This window comes from Salinigranum rubrum (genome assembly GCF_002906575.1).
Classification (GTDB): domain Archaea; phylum Halobacteriota; class Halobacteria; order Halobacteriales; family Haloferacaceae; genus Salinigranum; species Salinigranum rubrum.
This window is the reverse complement of sequence record NZ_CP026309.1, coordinates 3,157,045-3,173,700: the sequence shown is the minus strand read 5'-3', so window position 1 is coordinate 3,173,700 and position 16,656 is coordinate 3,157,045. Positions and strand designations below refer to the sequence as shown.

11 protein-coding genes are annotated in these 16,656 nt (G+C 66.5%); 3 read left to right on the top strand and 8 right to left on the bottom strand.

Going from position 1 to position 16,656, the window contains the following annotated elements:
• Nucleotides 1-180: 180 nt before the first annotated feature.
• From C2R22_RS15490 to C2R22_RS15480, 3 genes are all read right to left on the bottom strand, one after another.
• Nucleotides 181-1,236 (bottom strand): hypothetical protein, encoded by a 1,056-nt coding sequence (locus C2R22_RS15490; protein ID WP_216824747.1) that lies wholly within the window; start codon nucleotides 1,234-1,236, stop codon nucleotides 181-183.
• Between the two features lie 197 nt (nucleotides 1,237-1,433).
• Nucleotides 1,434-2,054, bottom strand: a complete 621-nt coding sequence (locus tag C2R22_RS15485) for a hypothetical protein (RefSeq protein WP_103426555.1) — start codon at nucleotides 2,052-2,054, stop codon at nucleotides 1,434-1,436.
• The gene (locus tag C2R22_RS15480) at nucleotides 2,051-3,358 is read right to left on the bottom strand and encodes a DUF58 domain-containing protein (RefSeq protein ID WP_103426554.1); all 1,308 of its coding nucleotides are present in this window, start codon (nucleotides 3,356-3,358) and stop codon (nucleotides 2,051-2,053) included. Before C2R22_RS15480 ends, C2R22_RS15485 begins: the two co-directional genes overlap by 4 nt.
• 625 nt (nucleotides 3,359-3,983) lie before the next feature.
• Here C2R22_RS15480 and C2R22_RS25920 point away from each other — a divergent pair.
• The 3 genes from C2R22_RS25920 (at nucleotide 3,984) to C2R22_RS15455 (ending at nucleotide 9,164) form a co-directional block, all read left to right on the top strand.
• Nucleotides 3,984-6,434, top strand: coding sequence for a hypothetical protein (locus C2R22_RS25920; RefSeq protein WP_216824746.1), 2,451 nt, complete (start codon nucleotides 3,984-3,986; stop codon nucleotides 6,432-6,434).
• A gap of 198 nt (nucleotides 6,435-6,632) precedes the next feature.
• The gene (locus C2R22_RS15460; RefSeq protein ID WP_103426550.1) at nucleotides 6,633-8,024 is read left to right on the top strand and encodes a sulfatase; all 1,392 of its coding nucleotides are present in this window, start codon (nucleotides 6,633-6,635) and stop codon (nucleotides 8,022-8,024) included.
• A 174-nt stretch (nucleotides 8,025-8,198) separates the two neighbouring features.
• Nucleotides 8,199-9,164: a glycosyltransferase family 2 protein gene (locus C2R22_RS15455; protein ID WP_103426549.1), complete on the top strand. Its 966-nt coding sequence runs from the start codon at nucleotides 8,199-8,201 to the stop codon at nucleotides 9,162-9,164.
• A gap of 113 nt (nucleotides 9,165-9,277) precedes the next feature.
• Here C2R22_RS15455 and C2R22_RS15450 read toward each other — a convergent pair whose 3' ends face one another.
• The 5 genes from C2R22_RS15450 to C2R22_RS15430 all read right to left on the bottom strand — a co-directional run bounded on the left by C2R22_RS15450 (nucleotide 9,278) and on the right by C2R22_RS15430 (nucleotide 16,547).
• Complete coding sequence (locus C2R22_RS15450) at nucleotides 9,278-10,483, bottom strand: hypothetical protein (protein WP_103426548.1); 1,206 nt, start codon at nucleotides 10,481-10,483, stop codon at nucleotides 9,278-9,280.
• Nucleotides 10,484-10,920: 437 nt separating this feature from the next.
• Nucleotides 10,921-12,468, bottom strand: a complete 1,548-nt coding sequence (locus C2R22_RS15445; protein WP_103426547.1) for a hypothetical protein — start codon at nucleotides 12,466-12,468, stop codon at nucleotides 10,921-10,923.
• A 289-nt stretch (nucleotides 12,469-12,757) separates the two neighbouring features.
• A complete protein-coding gene (locus C2R22_RS15440; RefSeq protein ID WP_103426546.1) occupies nucleotides 12,758-14,005 on the bottom strand; it encodes a glycosyltransferase family 4 protein in 1,248 nt (415 codons plus the stop codon).
• A gap of 61 nt (nucleotides 14,006-14,066) precedes the next feature.
• The gene (locus C2R22_RS15435) at nucleotides 14,067-15,041 is read right to left on the bottom strand and encodes a polysaccharide pyruvyl transferase family protein (RefSeq protein ID WP_103426545.1); all 975 of its coding nucleotides are present in this window, start codon (nucleotides 15,039-15,041) and stop codon (nucleotides 14,067-14,069) included.
• Between the two features lie 261 nt (nucleotides 15,042-15,302).
• The gene (locus tag C2R22_RS15430) at nucleotides 15,303-16,547 is read right to left on the bottom strand and encodes a glycosyltransferase (protein WP_103426544.1); all 1,245 of its coding nucleotides are present in this window, start codon (nucleotides 16,545-16,547) and stop codon (nucleotides 15,303-15,305) included.
• Between the last annotated feature and the right edge of the window lie 109 nt (nucleotides 16,548-16,656).

The window sequence follows — 16,656 nt, the reverse complement described above, 5'->3', positions numbered from 1 at the left end:
GTCCCACCGGAGACCGAGTCGCCCGTCGCGATAGCGACGCCCTCTCCCGCGCCGTCACGCGTTGGACGTTGATAGACGTGTGTCGATGATCTATGCGTGTTAGAAATGAAGCCACCGGACCGGTCGTCGACGCCAGCAGCGCCAGAACGGCGAGATTCGTCGAGGACGCGCTCCGCTATGCTATCGCTGTCCGTCGCCGTCGGCCTCGACGGCCGGTCCATCGCTCGCCTCGGTCTCGTCGTCGCCTCGCTCGCTGTCGATGTCGGTGCCGGCTCTCGCGTCGCCGTCCGCCCCGGGACCGACGTGTTCGTCCCCGCCGGCCTCGGTCTCGTTCTCGTTCGTCCCCTCGGCCGTCTCGGTGTCGTCCCACGAGCAGACGACGAGCGCGACGTCGTCGTCCCGGTGGTGGACCTCGGCGCGGATCGGACGGCCGAGTCCGTGGGCGAGACCCGTCGCCACGAAGGAGGCGACGGGGTGGTCGAACCGGTCGACGGGACCGAGCGCGCTGTCGCGAACCCGAACCGTAATCCGGTGGTTCGTCGGGTCGTACTCCGGTGTCGCCTCCGAAACCAGCTCGAACTCTTCGAGGAGGGCGACCGAGAGCTGTGTCGCCAACTCGTCGGGCGTCTCTGCCAGTGGGTCGCGGAGCGACTCGGCGAACGTCGCGAAGAGCGCAGAGCCGACGGGGTGAACCGCGACGCCTCGCCGGCGTCCGTCGTCGGTGACGACGAACACGGACTCCAGATCGTCGGGGAGTTCGTACTCCGCCTGTTGGGGCACGAACAGTCGGACGTTGCTGAGCCCTTCGCGTTCGCTCCCGCTGGCGGTGGGGACGTAGACCCCGACGTCCTGCAGACCGAGTTCACTGACCACCTCTGCGAGCGTCTCGGCGTGCGCGAGATACACCCGTTCGATGGTGCTGACGCTGATGAGACTGCTCCCCGTCAGATAGTACGTCAAGACGGCGCTGAACAGGCCGATTCCGGCCAGCGAGAACAGGAGCGTCCGCGACTCCGGGAGGGCGTACCCCGCGACCGCCGACAGCGCGCCCAGCGCGAGGAATCCGAGCGCACCCCGTCGGTGACGGCGCTCGGTCGTCCGGACACGTTCTTTCCGGAGCCGCGCGTTCTCGAACTCGAGGAGTTGGACCCGCGCTGCGAGACCCGTCTGCTCGCTCTCGTCCGAGACGCTCGGTTCGAGCGGGTCGTCGGGTCTCGACGCGGGGTCGCCTGACATGCCAGTACGCCCATCAGGGATGACACCAGTTGTATCTTCCTCCGCGTATTCGGATCGGACCCGCCTCCCGTTCCAGGGCTCGACGACGGACGAAGACGGCGACTGCGACGTCGCGGGCGGGTGCGTCCGACCGTTCGACCGCGTGCCGGTCGCCTCGGTTCGGTTCGCGTCACTGTCCGCAGCGTCGAGGGACTCGCTCATGCGGCCGACTCTCCCTCGACGTCGCTTCCTACCGGGTCGTCGACGATGGGTGAGACGACGATTCGACCCCACGCGTACAGAGTGGTCGCGGCGACGAGAAACGCGACGCCGACGACCACGACGACGAGCGTCTCGTCGGCGACCGGTGCCGAGCCGACGCCGACGCCGAGGGCGACGCTGCCGAGGAGAACGCCGACGACACCCGTTCGAAGGAGACGGCGGTATCCTCTGGCGGCCCCGTCGCGGTAGTCCCCGCCGACGAGGACCAGTATCAGCGCTGCCTCGACTGCGACCAGTTCCGGGGTGAGGCGGTCGAGTCCGATTCGCGCCGGCAGGACGGCGGCGAGCATGAACTGGCCCGCCGCGAAGCCGTAGACGCCGGAGAAGGTGTACCACAGGAGCGCAACGGCGAGTGCGACGACGACGCCGGCGGGGCCGCCGAGGAGTCCGAACCCGACGCCGACGCCGACGACACCGAGGAGTTCGAGCGCCGTCGGCCTCGTGTCTCGCCCGGCCCCGCGGACGAGTCGGCCGACGCTGTCACGCACGGCGCTGGTCGCGACGGGGTCGGTCGTCTCGCTCTCGCGGTCCGCGAGAGGGCGTTCGTTCTCGTTCATTCTCCGTCCTCCACCGCCGCCGCAGTCGTGGGAGTCGCGGCGAACCCGCCGCTCCCCCCGGCTGTCTGACGGGTGTGCCCGTTCGTTCGCTGTCGACGGCGTCCACCGGACTTCGAGAGCACCATCGCGAGTTCCTCGCCCGGGCCGACCTCGTAGACACTGACTCGCGGCAACGCCGCGATGCTTCGCCGGAACCGCTCGAACTCGACGAACCGGTCGTACGCGACCTTCGGATTCGAGAGGGTGTCCGGGTCGAACAACACGGACGGTGTGAGGAACACGACGGCCTCACCGTCGCCCCGTGTCGCCGCGCGGAGAGACTCGGGGAGCGTCTCTCGGTGGGTGTCGTCGGTGAACAGATACGTGATTGCCGGACCGGACTGCTGACCGCGGAACGACATGACCGCTTCGTAGAGGGGGTCGTCGGACACCAACCCGAGCCGTGAAGGGCGCTCGTTTCGCGCGAAGAACGGCCGCAGTCGCGTGGCGAAGGGTGAGCCGTCACCGTCGAGTGCCCGAGCGGTGCGCGACGCGGCAACGGGTGAGCGTCGCGTCCGAACACGACCGACGCCGTGACGGCCTGACGTGCCTCTGTGGCCCCGGTCGACGGGGTCGGCCTGGAGTTCGCGGATCCGTTTTCTGACGGCGTCGGACCGTAACCGTGCGGGAATCCGGTGGACGACGCCGGTCTCATCACAGACGAACACTCCGACCGGGAGGTGTTGGGCCCGCGCGGACTCTTGGAGCGAGAGCGCGAGGTGGCGGACGTGGTCGAGCTTCGTCCGCCCGACCGGCCCCTCGCTCATCGACTGCCGCGTGTCGATGACGAGACCCGCAGAGCGCCCCCGTTCCATGTTGAACTCTCTCACGTGGAGTTCGTTGCGACGGGCCGTCGCCTTCCAGTCGACGTAGCGTATCGAGTCTCCCAGGACGTGCGGTCTGACTCCCTCCGGCTCGATTCCGCTCCGGATGTTGAGCTTCGACTTCCGCTCTGCGTCTTCGACGAGTTCCCGGCCGGTCCTTCCGAGGGCGACGCGACCGACGTGTGGAGGGTCGACGCTCACGTCGAACGCGTCCCCGACGGCGAGGCGGGCGACGAACAGTCCTGCTCGGTCCCGGAGCGTCACTGTCGGAGCGTCGAGCCGGTAGTGACCGGCGACGTCCCACACGAGCGTGGTCTCCCCCGTCGCCTCACGGACGCCAGCGTCCATCGTGGCAGTCGGCCCCGTCGTCGTCTGCCGCGAGGCCATCGGCGTCTCGATTTCGACGGCCAGGTCCGCATCGACCGGCTCCGGAAGGCTCACCGACACCGCCAGCGGAACGAGTGCGTCGACGGTTGGGCGGCCCCGTGCCAGTCGCTGCCGGACTGTCGCCGACGCCTGAACGCGACGGGTGAGCCGAACGAACCGATACAGTCGGACGAGAAGCCATCCGAAGACCGCCGCCGCCCCGCCGAACAGCAGTGGCCGCCCGAGGACCGCCCCCGCCGCGAGGAGCAGTGCCCCCGTCGAGACACTCCCCAGAACCGGTGCGTGGCGGAGAGAAGACTGGTGTTCACACGAGTTCTGTACGTGGAGCGAGTAAAGTTATAGGTCGACTAGCTGATGTGTCTCTCCCGGCAGGATTAGTACAAAAACACCGACATGAACGTCACCCCCAAACGGTCGAGCGCTCGGGCTGCCGACCGGGTCAGTCTCCCCACTGGTGGCTCCTCGCGTGTGAGTCGAGGCGATACCGTGCGGGATACCGATAACACGAACCTAACCGACGGACACCGGACCGAACCCACGTCGTACGGGTGAGAGTCGACGACGGCGGCCGGGGCCGTGAACTACTCTCGCGGGCGCTCGCGACGGACCGGCCCGGTCGTCGCCCGGCGCTCACGGTATGCCCGCGGTAACTTTGCCCGTTGCTGTGCTCCTTCGTGTAATGACCACGACTGCACCCCGGACACCACCGCCGCCCCACGGGCCGCGTCGGTGGACGGCGGTGCTTCTCGTCGTTCTCCTCTGTGCGGTGTCTCTCGTCCCGCTCACTGCGGTGGCCTCGGGGGGAACTGCCGACGCTGAACCGGCGCTCTCTGCGCGCTCTGTCCCCGACGTGACGGTTCCCCCGGTACGGCAGATTGCGGCCCAGTCGAACGGCTCGACGACGAACGAGTCGGGGGCGACGCCGGTCCGCCACCGCGACCCGCGGGGACTCTCCGAGCAAGGAGACCTCTCCGAGTTGGAGCAGGCACTCGCGGACCTGCTCGTGTCGGACCTGAACGAGAGCTCCGTCGCCATCGACCGCGGCGAGTACGACCGCGCCCGGTCGATCATCGGCGACCGCTACGATGCCGTGCTCGAGCGGTACGTTCGGGTCACCCGCGAGACTCCCGAGCAACGCGACGACACCGAGCAGTTCAGGTCGACCCGCGACGAGCAGTCGGCGTTCGTCGACACCGTCCGCACGTACCGCGAGAGACGGACCGAGTACGACCGGGCGAAACAGGACGGCGACGAGGGACGAGCGCGTGAACTCGCGCGCGAACTGAACACGCTCGCAGCGGAGGCCGAGCAGCGGAGCGAGCGACTCTCACGCGAGTACGACGCGCTGGGCGCCGGCTCCGGACGGGACTTCTCGGTGGCGAAGCAGTCGGTTTCGGACGTCCAGCAGAACATCTCCGCCGAGCAGGCGGTCATCCGCGAGACGGAGTTCGTCGAGACGTCGATCAGCGTCACCGACGTCGGCGGAGGAGGTTCGTTCGTCGACCCCGTCGTCGTCTCCGGGACCGTGGTCGACGAGAACGGGACGCTGCTCGCGAACCGGACCGTTCGGATCGCGATCAACGGGACCAACGCCGAGACCGAGACGGACGGTAACGCCACCTTCTCCGTCCTGTACCGACCGGTCACGGACGGACTCGGCGAACAGAACCTGACCGTCGAGTACGCCCCACGAGTCGACTCGATCTATCTCGGCTCGCAGACGACCGCCTCGGCGGTCATCAGGCAGAACACGCCGACGCTCGCGATCGACGACGCGACCACGAGGGCGAGGTTCGGTGACCGTGTCGTCGTCTCGGGCACCGTCGCCGTCAACCGCCACCCCGCGGCCGGCGTCCCCCTCAACGTCAGCGTCGACGACGTCGTGGTGGGGCAGGTCACGTCGGACGACCTCGGCGCGTTCCGGTTCGAGGGGACGCTTCCCGCCGCTGTCGACAGCGGCGCCCAGCAGCTCTCGGTCGCGTACCCCTTCGAGAACCGAGCGCTCGCCCCGAACCGAACGACCACCCCGATCACCGTCGGGCCCACTCGGACCTCGATGACCGTCGACGGGAGGCAGGCCGCACTGGAGTCGCTCGCTATCTCCGGGCGACTCCTCACCGCCGACGGCCGCCCGGTCCCCGGGCAGCCGGTGTACGTGTTCATCGCGGGGAGGAGGAGGCCGTCGCCGTCGTCGAGACGTCTCGGAGCGGCACGTTCGACACCGACGTCTGGCTCCCGTCGTCCGCTGCCGGTCGCTCAGCCGCTCTCGTGGGCGTCCTGTTCGAGGGGAACGGCACCAACCTCGAACCGTCTCGCGCGGTCGTCCGTATCTCGCTCGTCGAAACCGGTCCGGGAGGCGGCGGTGGTGGAACTGGAGACGGGAGCGGCTCCGGCGACGGCGGTGGGTCCGGGGAGGGTGGTGGAGACGGTGCTGCCGGTGGCGGCGGTGGTGGTGGCGGCGGTAGCGGCGGTGGTGGGGGTGTCGGCGGCGCCATCAGGGGTGCGTCCGACTCCGTCAGTCGTACCGTCCTCGGAATCGCTGGACCCTTCGCCGCCGTCGAGTTCTACGGTGTCAGCGTGCGCGGCCTCATGTCGGCCCCCTGGTTCGGCGCGGCGCTCGTCCTCGTCGGCCTCCTCGTTCCCGTCGGCTTCGCCGTCGCCGTGCTTCGGTGGCGTCGGCGCGCTGCGCCGGAGGCCCGTCGCGGCACCGACCCGGCCGCTCCCTCGACGCCGTCTCCCGTTGCGGCTATCGGCACGGACGAACTCCCGGGACTCCTCTTCGACATCGCCCGGGGCCGTCTCGACGCGGATGACCCCCGTCTCGCCGTCGAGTACGCGTATCTCGGCGCCCGGGTCGGCGTGTCGGCGCGACACGCGATTCCCAACCAGGGGACCCACCGTCGGTTCGCCGCCGCCTGCGCGGCGAGGCTCGACGACGCTGACGGCGAGCGGTTCGGTACACTCACCGAGCGGTACGAACAGGCGGTGTTCGGGGCCCGCGAACTCTCGGTCGACCAGGCGTCCGCCGCGCTCACCGAGGCACGGAATCTCGTCGAACCCCTCGGAGGCGAGCCAGCGACGCTGTCTCACCCGAACGGGCGCGTCTCCACGGACCGCTATTCGGAGCTGATTCGACACGACGTGAGTCGTCTCGACGACTGAGACCCTTCTGCCGGTCCCGCCACGACTGAGCGCTACACCGGCGCTGGCTTCGGACCACCCGGCCAGGTCGGCTCTCGACGGCGTTCGTTCGGTCGGGAACTCTCCCGTGAGTGTAGGACATCTATAACAATGCGCGCGCTTGTCGACCAGCGATACAGTGAACAGCATGCCTCAACCGAACGTCGTCTGGATTACTGTCGATAGTATCCGTGCGGACCACACGAGCGTCTGCGGCTACGGCCGGGAGACGACGCCGAACCTCGAGACTATCGCAGCCGACGGTGTCTCCTTCTCTCACTGTCACAGCCAGGGTATCTGGTCGTGTGAGTCCGCGGCGTCGATTCTGACCGGTACCTTGCCGTCGTTCCACGGCGTCGGCGGTCCGAACGAGGTCCTCCCCGACAGTATCCGAACCGTTCCGGAGTTGCTCTCCGACGTCGGCTATCGGACGGTCGGTCTCTCCGCGAACCCGTGGTTCTCCCCTGCTCGGAAACTCGACAGGGGGTTCGACGAGTTCGTCTACCTCAACAAGTCGAACGTCCTCGCCGCTGGTGTCCCGACTGTCCTGCGCTTCCTCGCCGGTATCGGTTCGCACTCCGCCGGGCTGACACGCCGGATACCCGCCCATCGGTCGGAGTACCTCGTCTACGAACTCGCGAAACAGAAGCTCACGGGCTTCGAGAACGCGGAGGACCCGTTCTTTCTGTACGTCCACACCCAGGGCGCACACACGCCGTATTTCCCGCCGAAACCGTATCTGGACCGATTCACCGACGGTCTCGAAATGAGCCCGAAAGCGGCCCGCGAGTTCGTCTACGACGCACACCAGAACCTCTACCGCGAAATCGCCGCAGGTCTCGACTACACACCCGACCAGTGGCGCGCGTTCGGCGCGATGTACGACGCCCTCATCGCCTACCTCGACGACCAGCTTTGGAGTCTCTTCTCACATCTGCAGTCGCTCGACCTCGGCGAGACGATCTTCGTCGTCACTGCCGACCACGGCGATCTCCTCGGGGAGGTCGGCCTTCTCTCTCACAAGGTCGCACTCCACGACGGGCTCACGAACGTTCCGCTCGTCATCCACGGCTGGGACGACATCTCTCAGCAGGCCGAGAACCTCGTCCAGCACATCGACGTCATCCGGACGCTCGTCGCGGCTGCCGGCGGCGACACCACCGGACTTCACGGTGTCGACCTCCGGACCGAGACCCGTGACGTCGTCTTCTCCCAGCGGAGTGATGCGTACTACTGGAAGACGATGAACGAGGTGCTCGAGTACAACCCGGAGTTCGACGCGTCGGCGTACCACGCGGGGACGGCGACGAGCGTGCGGAGCCGCGAGTTCAAACTCGTCGCGGGCGACGACACGGAGTGCCTGTATCGCCTCCCGGACGAAGAACTCGACCGGAGTGCCGACTACCCGTCTGAACGCGACGAACTCCGTGGCCGGATCGCCGACGAACTCCGTCGCGTCGGCGACACCCAGTACACTGGCGAGCGGGCCGCCATCACCCGCGACGTCCAAGAGCACCTCGACAACCTCGGCTACCTCTGAACGGGGCGTACTCGCGTCCCGTCGTCACCATCTCTCCACCCGTCTCACGCCTCACGACGACTGATCTCTGGGAACTCTCCCGCGCTACTCGGTGACTAACCAAGTGTAACCGCCGCGTCCTCTCGGTCAGTTAATGACCATCTCCTGTCTCACTGGAAACCCGCGGGACACACGATGACGACGGTGAGCGTCGTCGTCCCGACGTACAACTGCGCGGACGTGCTCCCCCGAACCATCGAGAGCGTTCTCGCACAGACGCTCTCCGACCTCGAACTCATCGTCGTCGACGACGCCTCGACGGACGAGACGGAGTCCGTCGTCTCCGGGTACGACGATCCCCGTATCCGGTACGTCAGACACCCGACTAACCGTGGCGGGAGCGCGGCGCGGAACACGGGAATCGCGAACGCCCGTGGGACCTATGTCGCGTTTCTCGACGCGGACGACGAGTGGTATCCACGCAAACTCGAACGACAGGTGGACTGTCTGACGTCCCGTGGCGACGAGTGGGTCGCAGCGTACTGCGGGTTCGACCGGATTCGAAACGGGCGGCTCAGCGGCCTTCGAGGGCTCATCGCGACCCGCGTCGGTGGACGGGAGAACACTCGGAAGGAGGGTGGCGCCGAACTCGTCGCCGACTCGCTGTTACTCAGGGGCTTTTCGACCGGCGGGATGTCGACGCTTGTCGTCGAAAGAGTTGTCGTCGACGCGATGGACGGGTTCGACGAGTCGTTCCAGCGGCGACAGGACTGGGAGTTCCGTACCCGGCTGCTCAAGCGGGGGAAACTCGCGTACGTCGACGAGATACTCGTTCGGAAGCACGGCTCGGGAAAGCCCTCGGCGGAGACCGTCGAGCGGGCGTCGTTACACTTCCTCGACACGTTCGCCGCCGACGTCGCGACCCTCGAACAGCGCGGCCACGTCGTCGTCGGTCGTCACCTGTTCGAGGTCGCGGTCAGACACTACGCCGACGGGAACTTCCGCCGCGGGACGTCCTACCTCCGTCGGTCACACGTTACTTCCGTCCGCCAGTGTCTCAGTCTCGGGTTCGGCCTCACACTCGGCGTCCGCACGACCCTCCGGCGACTCGCCCGGCGTACGCTACGTGGTGCGTCGTCTATCCGTCCCGATCCCCGATAGTCGTCTCCATCGTGTGACGCGCACCGTCACCGCTCGGTACTCCTGTGGCTCTGTGACGGACGTGCGTAAAAAACGAGGGATCCGCGAAACGAGACAATCGCGAGTTGGCCGTCTTACTCGTGGATCTCCGGGTTGTTGATGGGGAGGTTGACGATCTCGGTCTCCGCCGACACCGAGATGGTCGAGAGGTCCGACTCTTCGAGCACGGAGAACCGCTGGTAGTTCTGCTTCTCTGGGTTCCCCTCGTAGTAGCCGCCGGTGATGGTGATGTTGCGGTTGGGGTTCCCGTTCGAGTCGGTGTTCTTGCAGTGGAGGATCTCGCCGGAGGCGCTGATCTTCCCCGTGTCGTTCTCGATGCGGATGTCGCTGGCACCGGTGCCGAAGAGGTAGACGACACCGTAGTCGTTCGGCTCCATCACGATGTCGTTGTCGTGGATGTACCAGCCCGTGGGGGCCTCGTTCGAGCGGAGCGCACCCGAGTCTACGCCACGAATGACGTTGTGGTGGACCTCGATGTCGTGCGCGTCCTCGGAGATGTAGACCCCTCGCTCGCCGCTCTTGCGCATCTCGTTGTGGTGGATGTTGACGTAGGTGGCGTTGTTCCCGCCGACGAACATGTCCTCGGCGTTCAGGAGGGTCGTGTCCTCGATTTCGATGTTGGTCGAGTATTTGACGTTGAGGATGCTCTGTGTACCGGGTTTCCCGTCGTCGACGTTGTTCGGTTGATCGTAGTCGTACGTTCCGCCCGTGATGAGGACGCCATCGCAGTTCCAGAACCCAAACATGCGGTTCTGCGGTGTGCCCTTGTCGTCGAGGTACACCTCGCCCTTGCTCTCCCAGGTGATGTCGGTGAGGCCGTTGGTCTGTTTGAGCGTGTTGATCTCGTAGGTCCCGGATTCGATGAGAACGTGATCACCGCTTCGGAGCCCGTTCATCACCGAGTCGAAGACCGAGTCGGCGTCGCCGGAGGCGAACTCCGAGCCGTCCCGGGCCGCAGAGGCCGTTCCGCTGCTGATCGAGACGACGACGTTCGCGGTGCTGTCGGTCGAACTGCCGTCGTCCGACGACGAGCCGCTGTCGTTGCTGGTCGTCCCGTCGGGGTACGGGAGTTCGCTCCAGTTCTCACCGTCACCGACGAACCGGCGGCCGGTGTCGGTGGCGAAGAACAGGGTGCCGGTGTGGGGGACGTACGTGTCCAGATTCGATTCGACGTCGACGACGGGAACGTCTCGTTCCAGTCGGTCGAAGTTGTCGTTCAGCGGGAGGTGCCAGTCGAGCGTTCCTTCAGTCGGCGTGTTGTAGCCGTGGTTTGGGGTCATGGTCGTAGTTCCTGGTTGGTGGTGGCTTCGGCTCGGCTCACTGTTCCGGCGCGGAACTGCCGCGTCGCCGTGAGTCGTGCCGGACTCTGTCCAGTTTGGATGGACAGCTCGGGCTGTCGACATACTGATGTGTCGTGCCCACCGCAGCGAGGCCGAACGAAGCCGTTCGAACCGGCAGTCGCTCGGGTCGGTGAGAGCCGACAGCCGTAGACCAGGAGTCTGAGACCTGTCTGCGACTTCTCTCGACTCGTTCGCTGCGTTCGCGTGCCATCGCATTCGACTAAACGGTGATATTTTACATAAACTTATTGTTCGGAAATTAGCCAATAATTGTTGATTTTATATGTTTCTATAATCAATGTGGTGGAATTTACACCGGCCGAGGCACCGAACGCAGACTCCCCGTCTCTCGAAACTCGCTTCGGTCCGCCGGTTCGCTACGGGCGGTTCACCACTGCCGTCTCGTGATGCAGGACGACTTCTCCGTTGTCGTAGACGCGGTCGGCGTCCGGCGCGAGTTCGACCTCCGAATCGGCCCACGCGTGATACTCCACGCCGACGAGCGTGAGCCGGTCGAGTTCGTCGGCGATGTCCTCGTCGGGCTGTTCGATGACGGACGAGTAGAACGGCGCTGTCGCTCTCGTCCAGTCGCCGTACGCGTACTGAACTGGTCCTGCGTGGTGGGAGAGGACGAACGTCCGTGCCGACGTCTCGTAGCCGTCGAACTGCAGGTAGGGGAGGTCGTCGATCGGTTGGTGGGTGCGGATCGGCTCGGTCTCGCCGACGATGAACGCGGGGAACTTCATCAACGTCGACGTGACCGCGATCAGGACGACGGCGACGACGATGACGCGAACCACCGTTCTGGCGGTCGGTCCGCTGAGGAGCCGGTCGGTCCGGTCGAGCAAGCGGTGAACTGCCTCGAACCGGCGTGGTGTCGTGGTCGTGGTGACGTCCTCCTCGCACCGACGTTCGTGGAACGCGTAACAGAGCCCTCCCGCGTAGGTGAGTGCGTACGGGAGGGCGAAGAACGTCAGCACCCGGCTCGGGTTGACGAACGTCGCCACGAAGCTCGTCGCGAGCACGCCGAATCCGAGTACACCGCTGGCGAGTATCACGAGCGTGCCGAACCGCTCGCGTCGACGTACCCACCCGAAGACGAACAGCCCGAACGAGAGGACGAACAGCCCGCGGAGGGTCCACTGGGCGAGGAACATGTTGTAGCCGTACGTGAGACCGATCAGCCCCTGCGTGCTGGTGCCGTAGCTGGCGGCCGGGGCGGTTCCGGTGAACCGTGCGACGATGCTCAACGCCTCGGCCCCGACGACGACCGTCGTGGCACGGAGCGAGCCGCCGACGTACGTCATGTATCCGAACAGCGCCGCCACGGAGACGAGGAGGTAGTTGAGGAGGTTTCGTCGCGGTTGCTGGAGGGCGAACGCCACGACGACGACGGTGAGCATGGCCAGGTAAAACGCGTACGTCGTCAGGTGGCTCGTCGCCAGTGCGGCGATCAAGAGCGTGTACACCACCATGTTCTCCTTCGCGAGGTGGGTGGTGAACCACTCTCTGATCAGGAGCGAAATCACCACGAGGAGGAACAACAGCGCGACGTTCAGCGTTCGGAACTCGACGCCGAAGCGGAACACGCCCCAGTTGGTCCCGAACACGAACGCCGCGAACAGTGCGGCTCGGGCGTCGAGGAACCGACGAGCGATGCCGTGGTAGAACACCAGCACGGACACGACGAACGCCGCCACGGGGAACAACCGGGCCGCTGCCGGTACCGACGTCCCTGTCAGGTCGGCCAGTGCGGTCGTCACCACGTACAGCGCGACGAAGTTTATCGAACTCTCCGGGCGGAAGTCGAGCCGCCCGTCCACGACCGTCTCGAGGGTCGCGGCGATGTGCACCTGAACGTCGGCGTACCCCACCGGATACGTCGAGCTGAACGCGAGGATTCCCCCGAGTCCGAGGAACAGCACCGCCAGATAGAGTCCGTCGAGGCTCGTGGGGGGCAGGTCCGCCGGAGGAGGCGGCTCAACGGATACGCGACGAGCGTCGGGACGAGATACAGTACGGGGACGGAGACGACTCCGGCGATGCGGAGCGAGAACGCGGCGACCCCCAGGAAGCTGACGAGGAGGAGCGCCCGCTGGAGGTCGGTGACCCCTCCGTAGGTGACCGCCAACGCGGACTCGTGGCCGTGTTGATGTTCGAGCCGGTGTCTCCGTGTGTGTTCGTCGCCCCTCGCCTGCGACCCGGGGGTCTCGGTCACGACCGCACCTCACGTCGGACGGTCCGCTCGCTCGAATCGACTCGGTTCTCCGCTGCCGGGTCGTCACCCTCGTAGAGCTCGATGCTCCGTTCGGCGATCCGTTCCCACGAGAGCCGCTCGCGGGCGTACTCGATCGCTCGCGCGGCGTGCGTCGCCCGGAGCGTCTCGTCGTCGAGATATCGTCGCAGTTCGGTGGCCAATTCCGCGACGTCGCCGCGTGCGAAGACGAGCCCGTTGTCGTACGCCGTCAGGAACGTCGTCGCCTCGCTGTCGCAGACGACGATCGGGAGCCCGGTTCCGATGGCCTCGATGATGGCGATGCCGAGCTTTCCCGGCCAGACGCCCACGTCCGCCGCGTTGTAGTACGCTGACAGCTCCTCGTGGGGCACCGATCCGTGGAACCGAACCTGTTCGCCGACGCCGAGTCGCTCCGCTAGCGCCCGGAGGGACGCGAGATACGCCTCGTCGCCACCACCTAGCACGAGCAGGACGGGAGCACCGGTGTCGCTGTCGGGTGTCTGTGCTACCTGAGCGAACGCCCCCAGGAGCGTCTCGACGTCCTTCGTCGGTTCGACGTTGCCGGCGAAGACGAGGAGCGGACGGTCGGGGTCGATACCGAGTTCCGCGCGAACGGCAGCCCCTGCCGCCGGGTCGGATGTGAAGCGTGTGGTGTCGACGCCGAGAGAGAGGTGCGAAATCCGCTCTTCGGGGACTCCGAGCCCCTCCCGGAGGAACGTCTCGCTCTGGGGGTTCACCGGGAGGAACCCGTCGGCCCGGCGGACGAGTAGCGGGAGGACGGTCCGCTTGAACGCCTCGAACGCGATTCGCTTCACCGGCGTGTCGAGGTGGAAGTTGTCGTTGTCGATGTGGACGTCGACGTAGAGCTTCACCGGGACCCTCGCGGCGTACGCCAGCGTCTGGAGCGTCCGCGGCGAGACGAGGTTGTGGAGGTGGACGACGTCGGGGTCGAGTTCGTCGAGCGCCGGCCAGAGGCCGGCGAGCAGGACGTCGCCGATGGGTGAGAGCTCCAGTCGCGTCCCGAGTCGGCGCACGGGAACCCCGTCGTGGGTCGTCGTCCCGACCGGGAACCGGTCACTGCCGACGTGGTCACGGAACTTCGCCGGGAAGCGGTCGCTCGTCAACACGGTCACGTCGTGGCCGAGCGCTCGCTGCTTGGCGGGGAGATAGTTCTCCTGGTACCCCAGTCCGGGGACGAACGGATGCAAGACGTGAACGATCTTCATGAGTGGGCTAGAGGGTCGAACGCCGCCGGTCGGTTCGCTCGTGGTGTTCGGTACGGGACGCTCAGAGGATCTCGCTCATGAAGTCGATCTGTGCCTGCTTCTCCTCCATCAGGTCCTCCAGGTCGGGTTCGATGAGCCCCTGGGTGATGTCGCCCATGCCGACCCGCTCGAACAGCAGTGCCCGCGGGGTGGAGTGAGAGAGGTGCGCCGGGTGGCCGTACGCGAGCGTCGCCACGCAGGCGTGGACGCGGTCGGAGTACGTCGCGGCGCTCCCCGCGTACACGTCGAGGTACTCCGTCGGAACGTCCGAGATGAGGACGTTGTCGCGGTTGTAGTACTCGTTGTGCATCTCGCGGTACTGCGTGAACGGGAAGTCGAACCAGAACGAGTGGTGCGTCCGGATCACCGTCTCGTCTGGGTGGATTCCGAGTTCGGCCAGGTCGGGTTCGGGGCGCTTGTCGAAGTTGACGACGACGTACTCGTCGAGGTCGAACGGCATGGGGTCGTGGCTGTGATTCGAGAAGAACCCGCAGTCGATGCCGTTGTAGCTGTGGTCGGCGACGTCGTCGAACGCCTCGTACGTCCGCTCGTCGCGCGAGACGAACGCGTAGGGTTCGAGGCGTTCGAGCCACTCGCGGGTCTTCTCGATTTCTGCTTCGTTGTACGTGTCGTCGGTCATCCCGACCCCGTACAGGAGGAGCTCCGCACCACGGTCTTTCGCCTCGAGCAGGACGTCGCCGTGGAGCTGCATCCAGTGGTCCGAGAGGCAGGTACCCGACTGGACGATGTAGTCCGCGTCGGCCGAACCGACCTGATTGAACGCGTTGTCGATGTGTCCGAGGCTTCCGAACACCACGCCGCGGAGCCCGCGGTTCATCTGCGTCGAGATCCAGCGACCGAAGCTGCTCGTCAGGTGGACGTCGGCCTCGGGCGCGGCCTGACCGAGCGAGTACATCGAGCCGTAGTCGATGAAGGCGTTGCCGATGTTCGAGATCCATCCGCCACCGTGCTGTACGATCGTGATGCTGTCTTCCATCGTCGTTGCCACTACCAACTGCGGTTTCGGATAAAGTTCGTCACAGAATACCGGGCGTTAGTGGTCTCATACCGCGGTCATCGCCAGACGCGCTCGGAGAGAGACCCCGCGAGACGACGCACCTCAGGCGCTGCGCTTCGAGCGTACACACGAACGGAGAGGCCAACGACGCCACCCCTCGGGAGACGACTATCGCACCAGTGAGAGAACGGCTTCGACGCTAGGTGGGGACGCTACGCCGCGATGAACGCCGAGGAGACGCTACGAGTCGAGGAGACAGTCGCGGTAGAGCGCGTCGAGTCGAGCGACGACGGCGTCCCAGGTGAATCGGTCGTCGACGAGGCGTCGTCCCGCCTCGCCGTACGCGGTTCGCATCGGCTCGTCGTCGAGGAGTCGCCCGACCGCGTCGGCGAACGCCGCCTCGTCGTACGCCGTCACGAGGCCGACCTGCTCGTGGAGCCAGTCGAGTTCCTCCTCGACGAACGTCGTCACGACGGGGAGGCCGGCCGCCCCGGCTTCGAGAAACGTCATCGGGAAGCCGGTGAACCGTGGCGTGACGAACACGTCGGCGGTCGCCAGCGCGGCGAGTTTCTCCTCCCAGGGGACGTATCCCGCGAAGACGACCGCCTCGTCGAGTCCGGCGCCCGCGACGGCCCGTCGCAGACTAGCCTCCGCGCCGTCGTCCGGCCCGACGATGACGAGCGTCGTGTCGGGGCGCGTCGCCCGCACGCGCTCGAACGCCTCGACGAGCAGGTCCAGCCCCTTGCTGTCGTGCAGTCGGCCGACGTAGAGGACCACCCGATGGTCGAGCGGGATTCCGTGTCGCTCGCGGAAGCCCGTGTCCGTCGCCGGCGGGACCGAGTACTCGGAGAGGTCGAGCCCGTTCGGGACGATTTCGATCCGGTCGGGCTCGACCCCGTACGACTCGTAGTGTTGCGCCTCGGTCCGGTTCAGCGCGATCACCTTCTCCGCACCCGCGAGGATGCGCCGCCCGAACAGTCGGTCGAACAGCCGCTTCGACCTGAGCTTGCTGTACTTCGGGACGAGCGTCCCGTGGGCCTCGATGACGTACGGCACGTCGTGCTTGCGGGCGTAGTGACAGACAGCGACGGCGAGGGCCGTTCGCAGCGTGTGGACGTGGATGACGTCGTAGTTCTCGACGTCCCTCCGCGCACGGAACGGCAGCGTGTACGGCAACGAGGCGTTGTGACTGGCCAGCCTCGTCGAGAGGTTCCTGAAGTAGTGAATCGTCATCCCTTCGTCCTCGACCGGGCGGTCGGTGGGAACGTCGAGCCGTCTCTGGCAGCCGTCTGTCGTGTACGTCGTGACGTCGTGGTGGACGGCGAGTCGCTTCGCTACCTCGTAGCACACGCGGGCGATTCCGCCCGCCTCCCAGGACGGTTTGAAGAACGTGCTCACCTGGAGCAGATTCAGCGGTCGTGGCGTCGCGTCGTCGGCCGTCTCGGAGACGGGTTGTTCCTGTGTCGGGTGTGTGATCTGTGTCATTGCTTGGAACGGCCACGCTCTCCGGCGACCCTGCACAGCCCGGCGAGACGGATACGGCCCGTTCCCGCCACCGGCGGTCGTCCGGGCCGCGGACGGCCGATACGTGAAC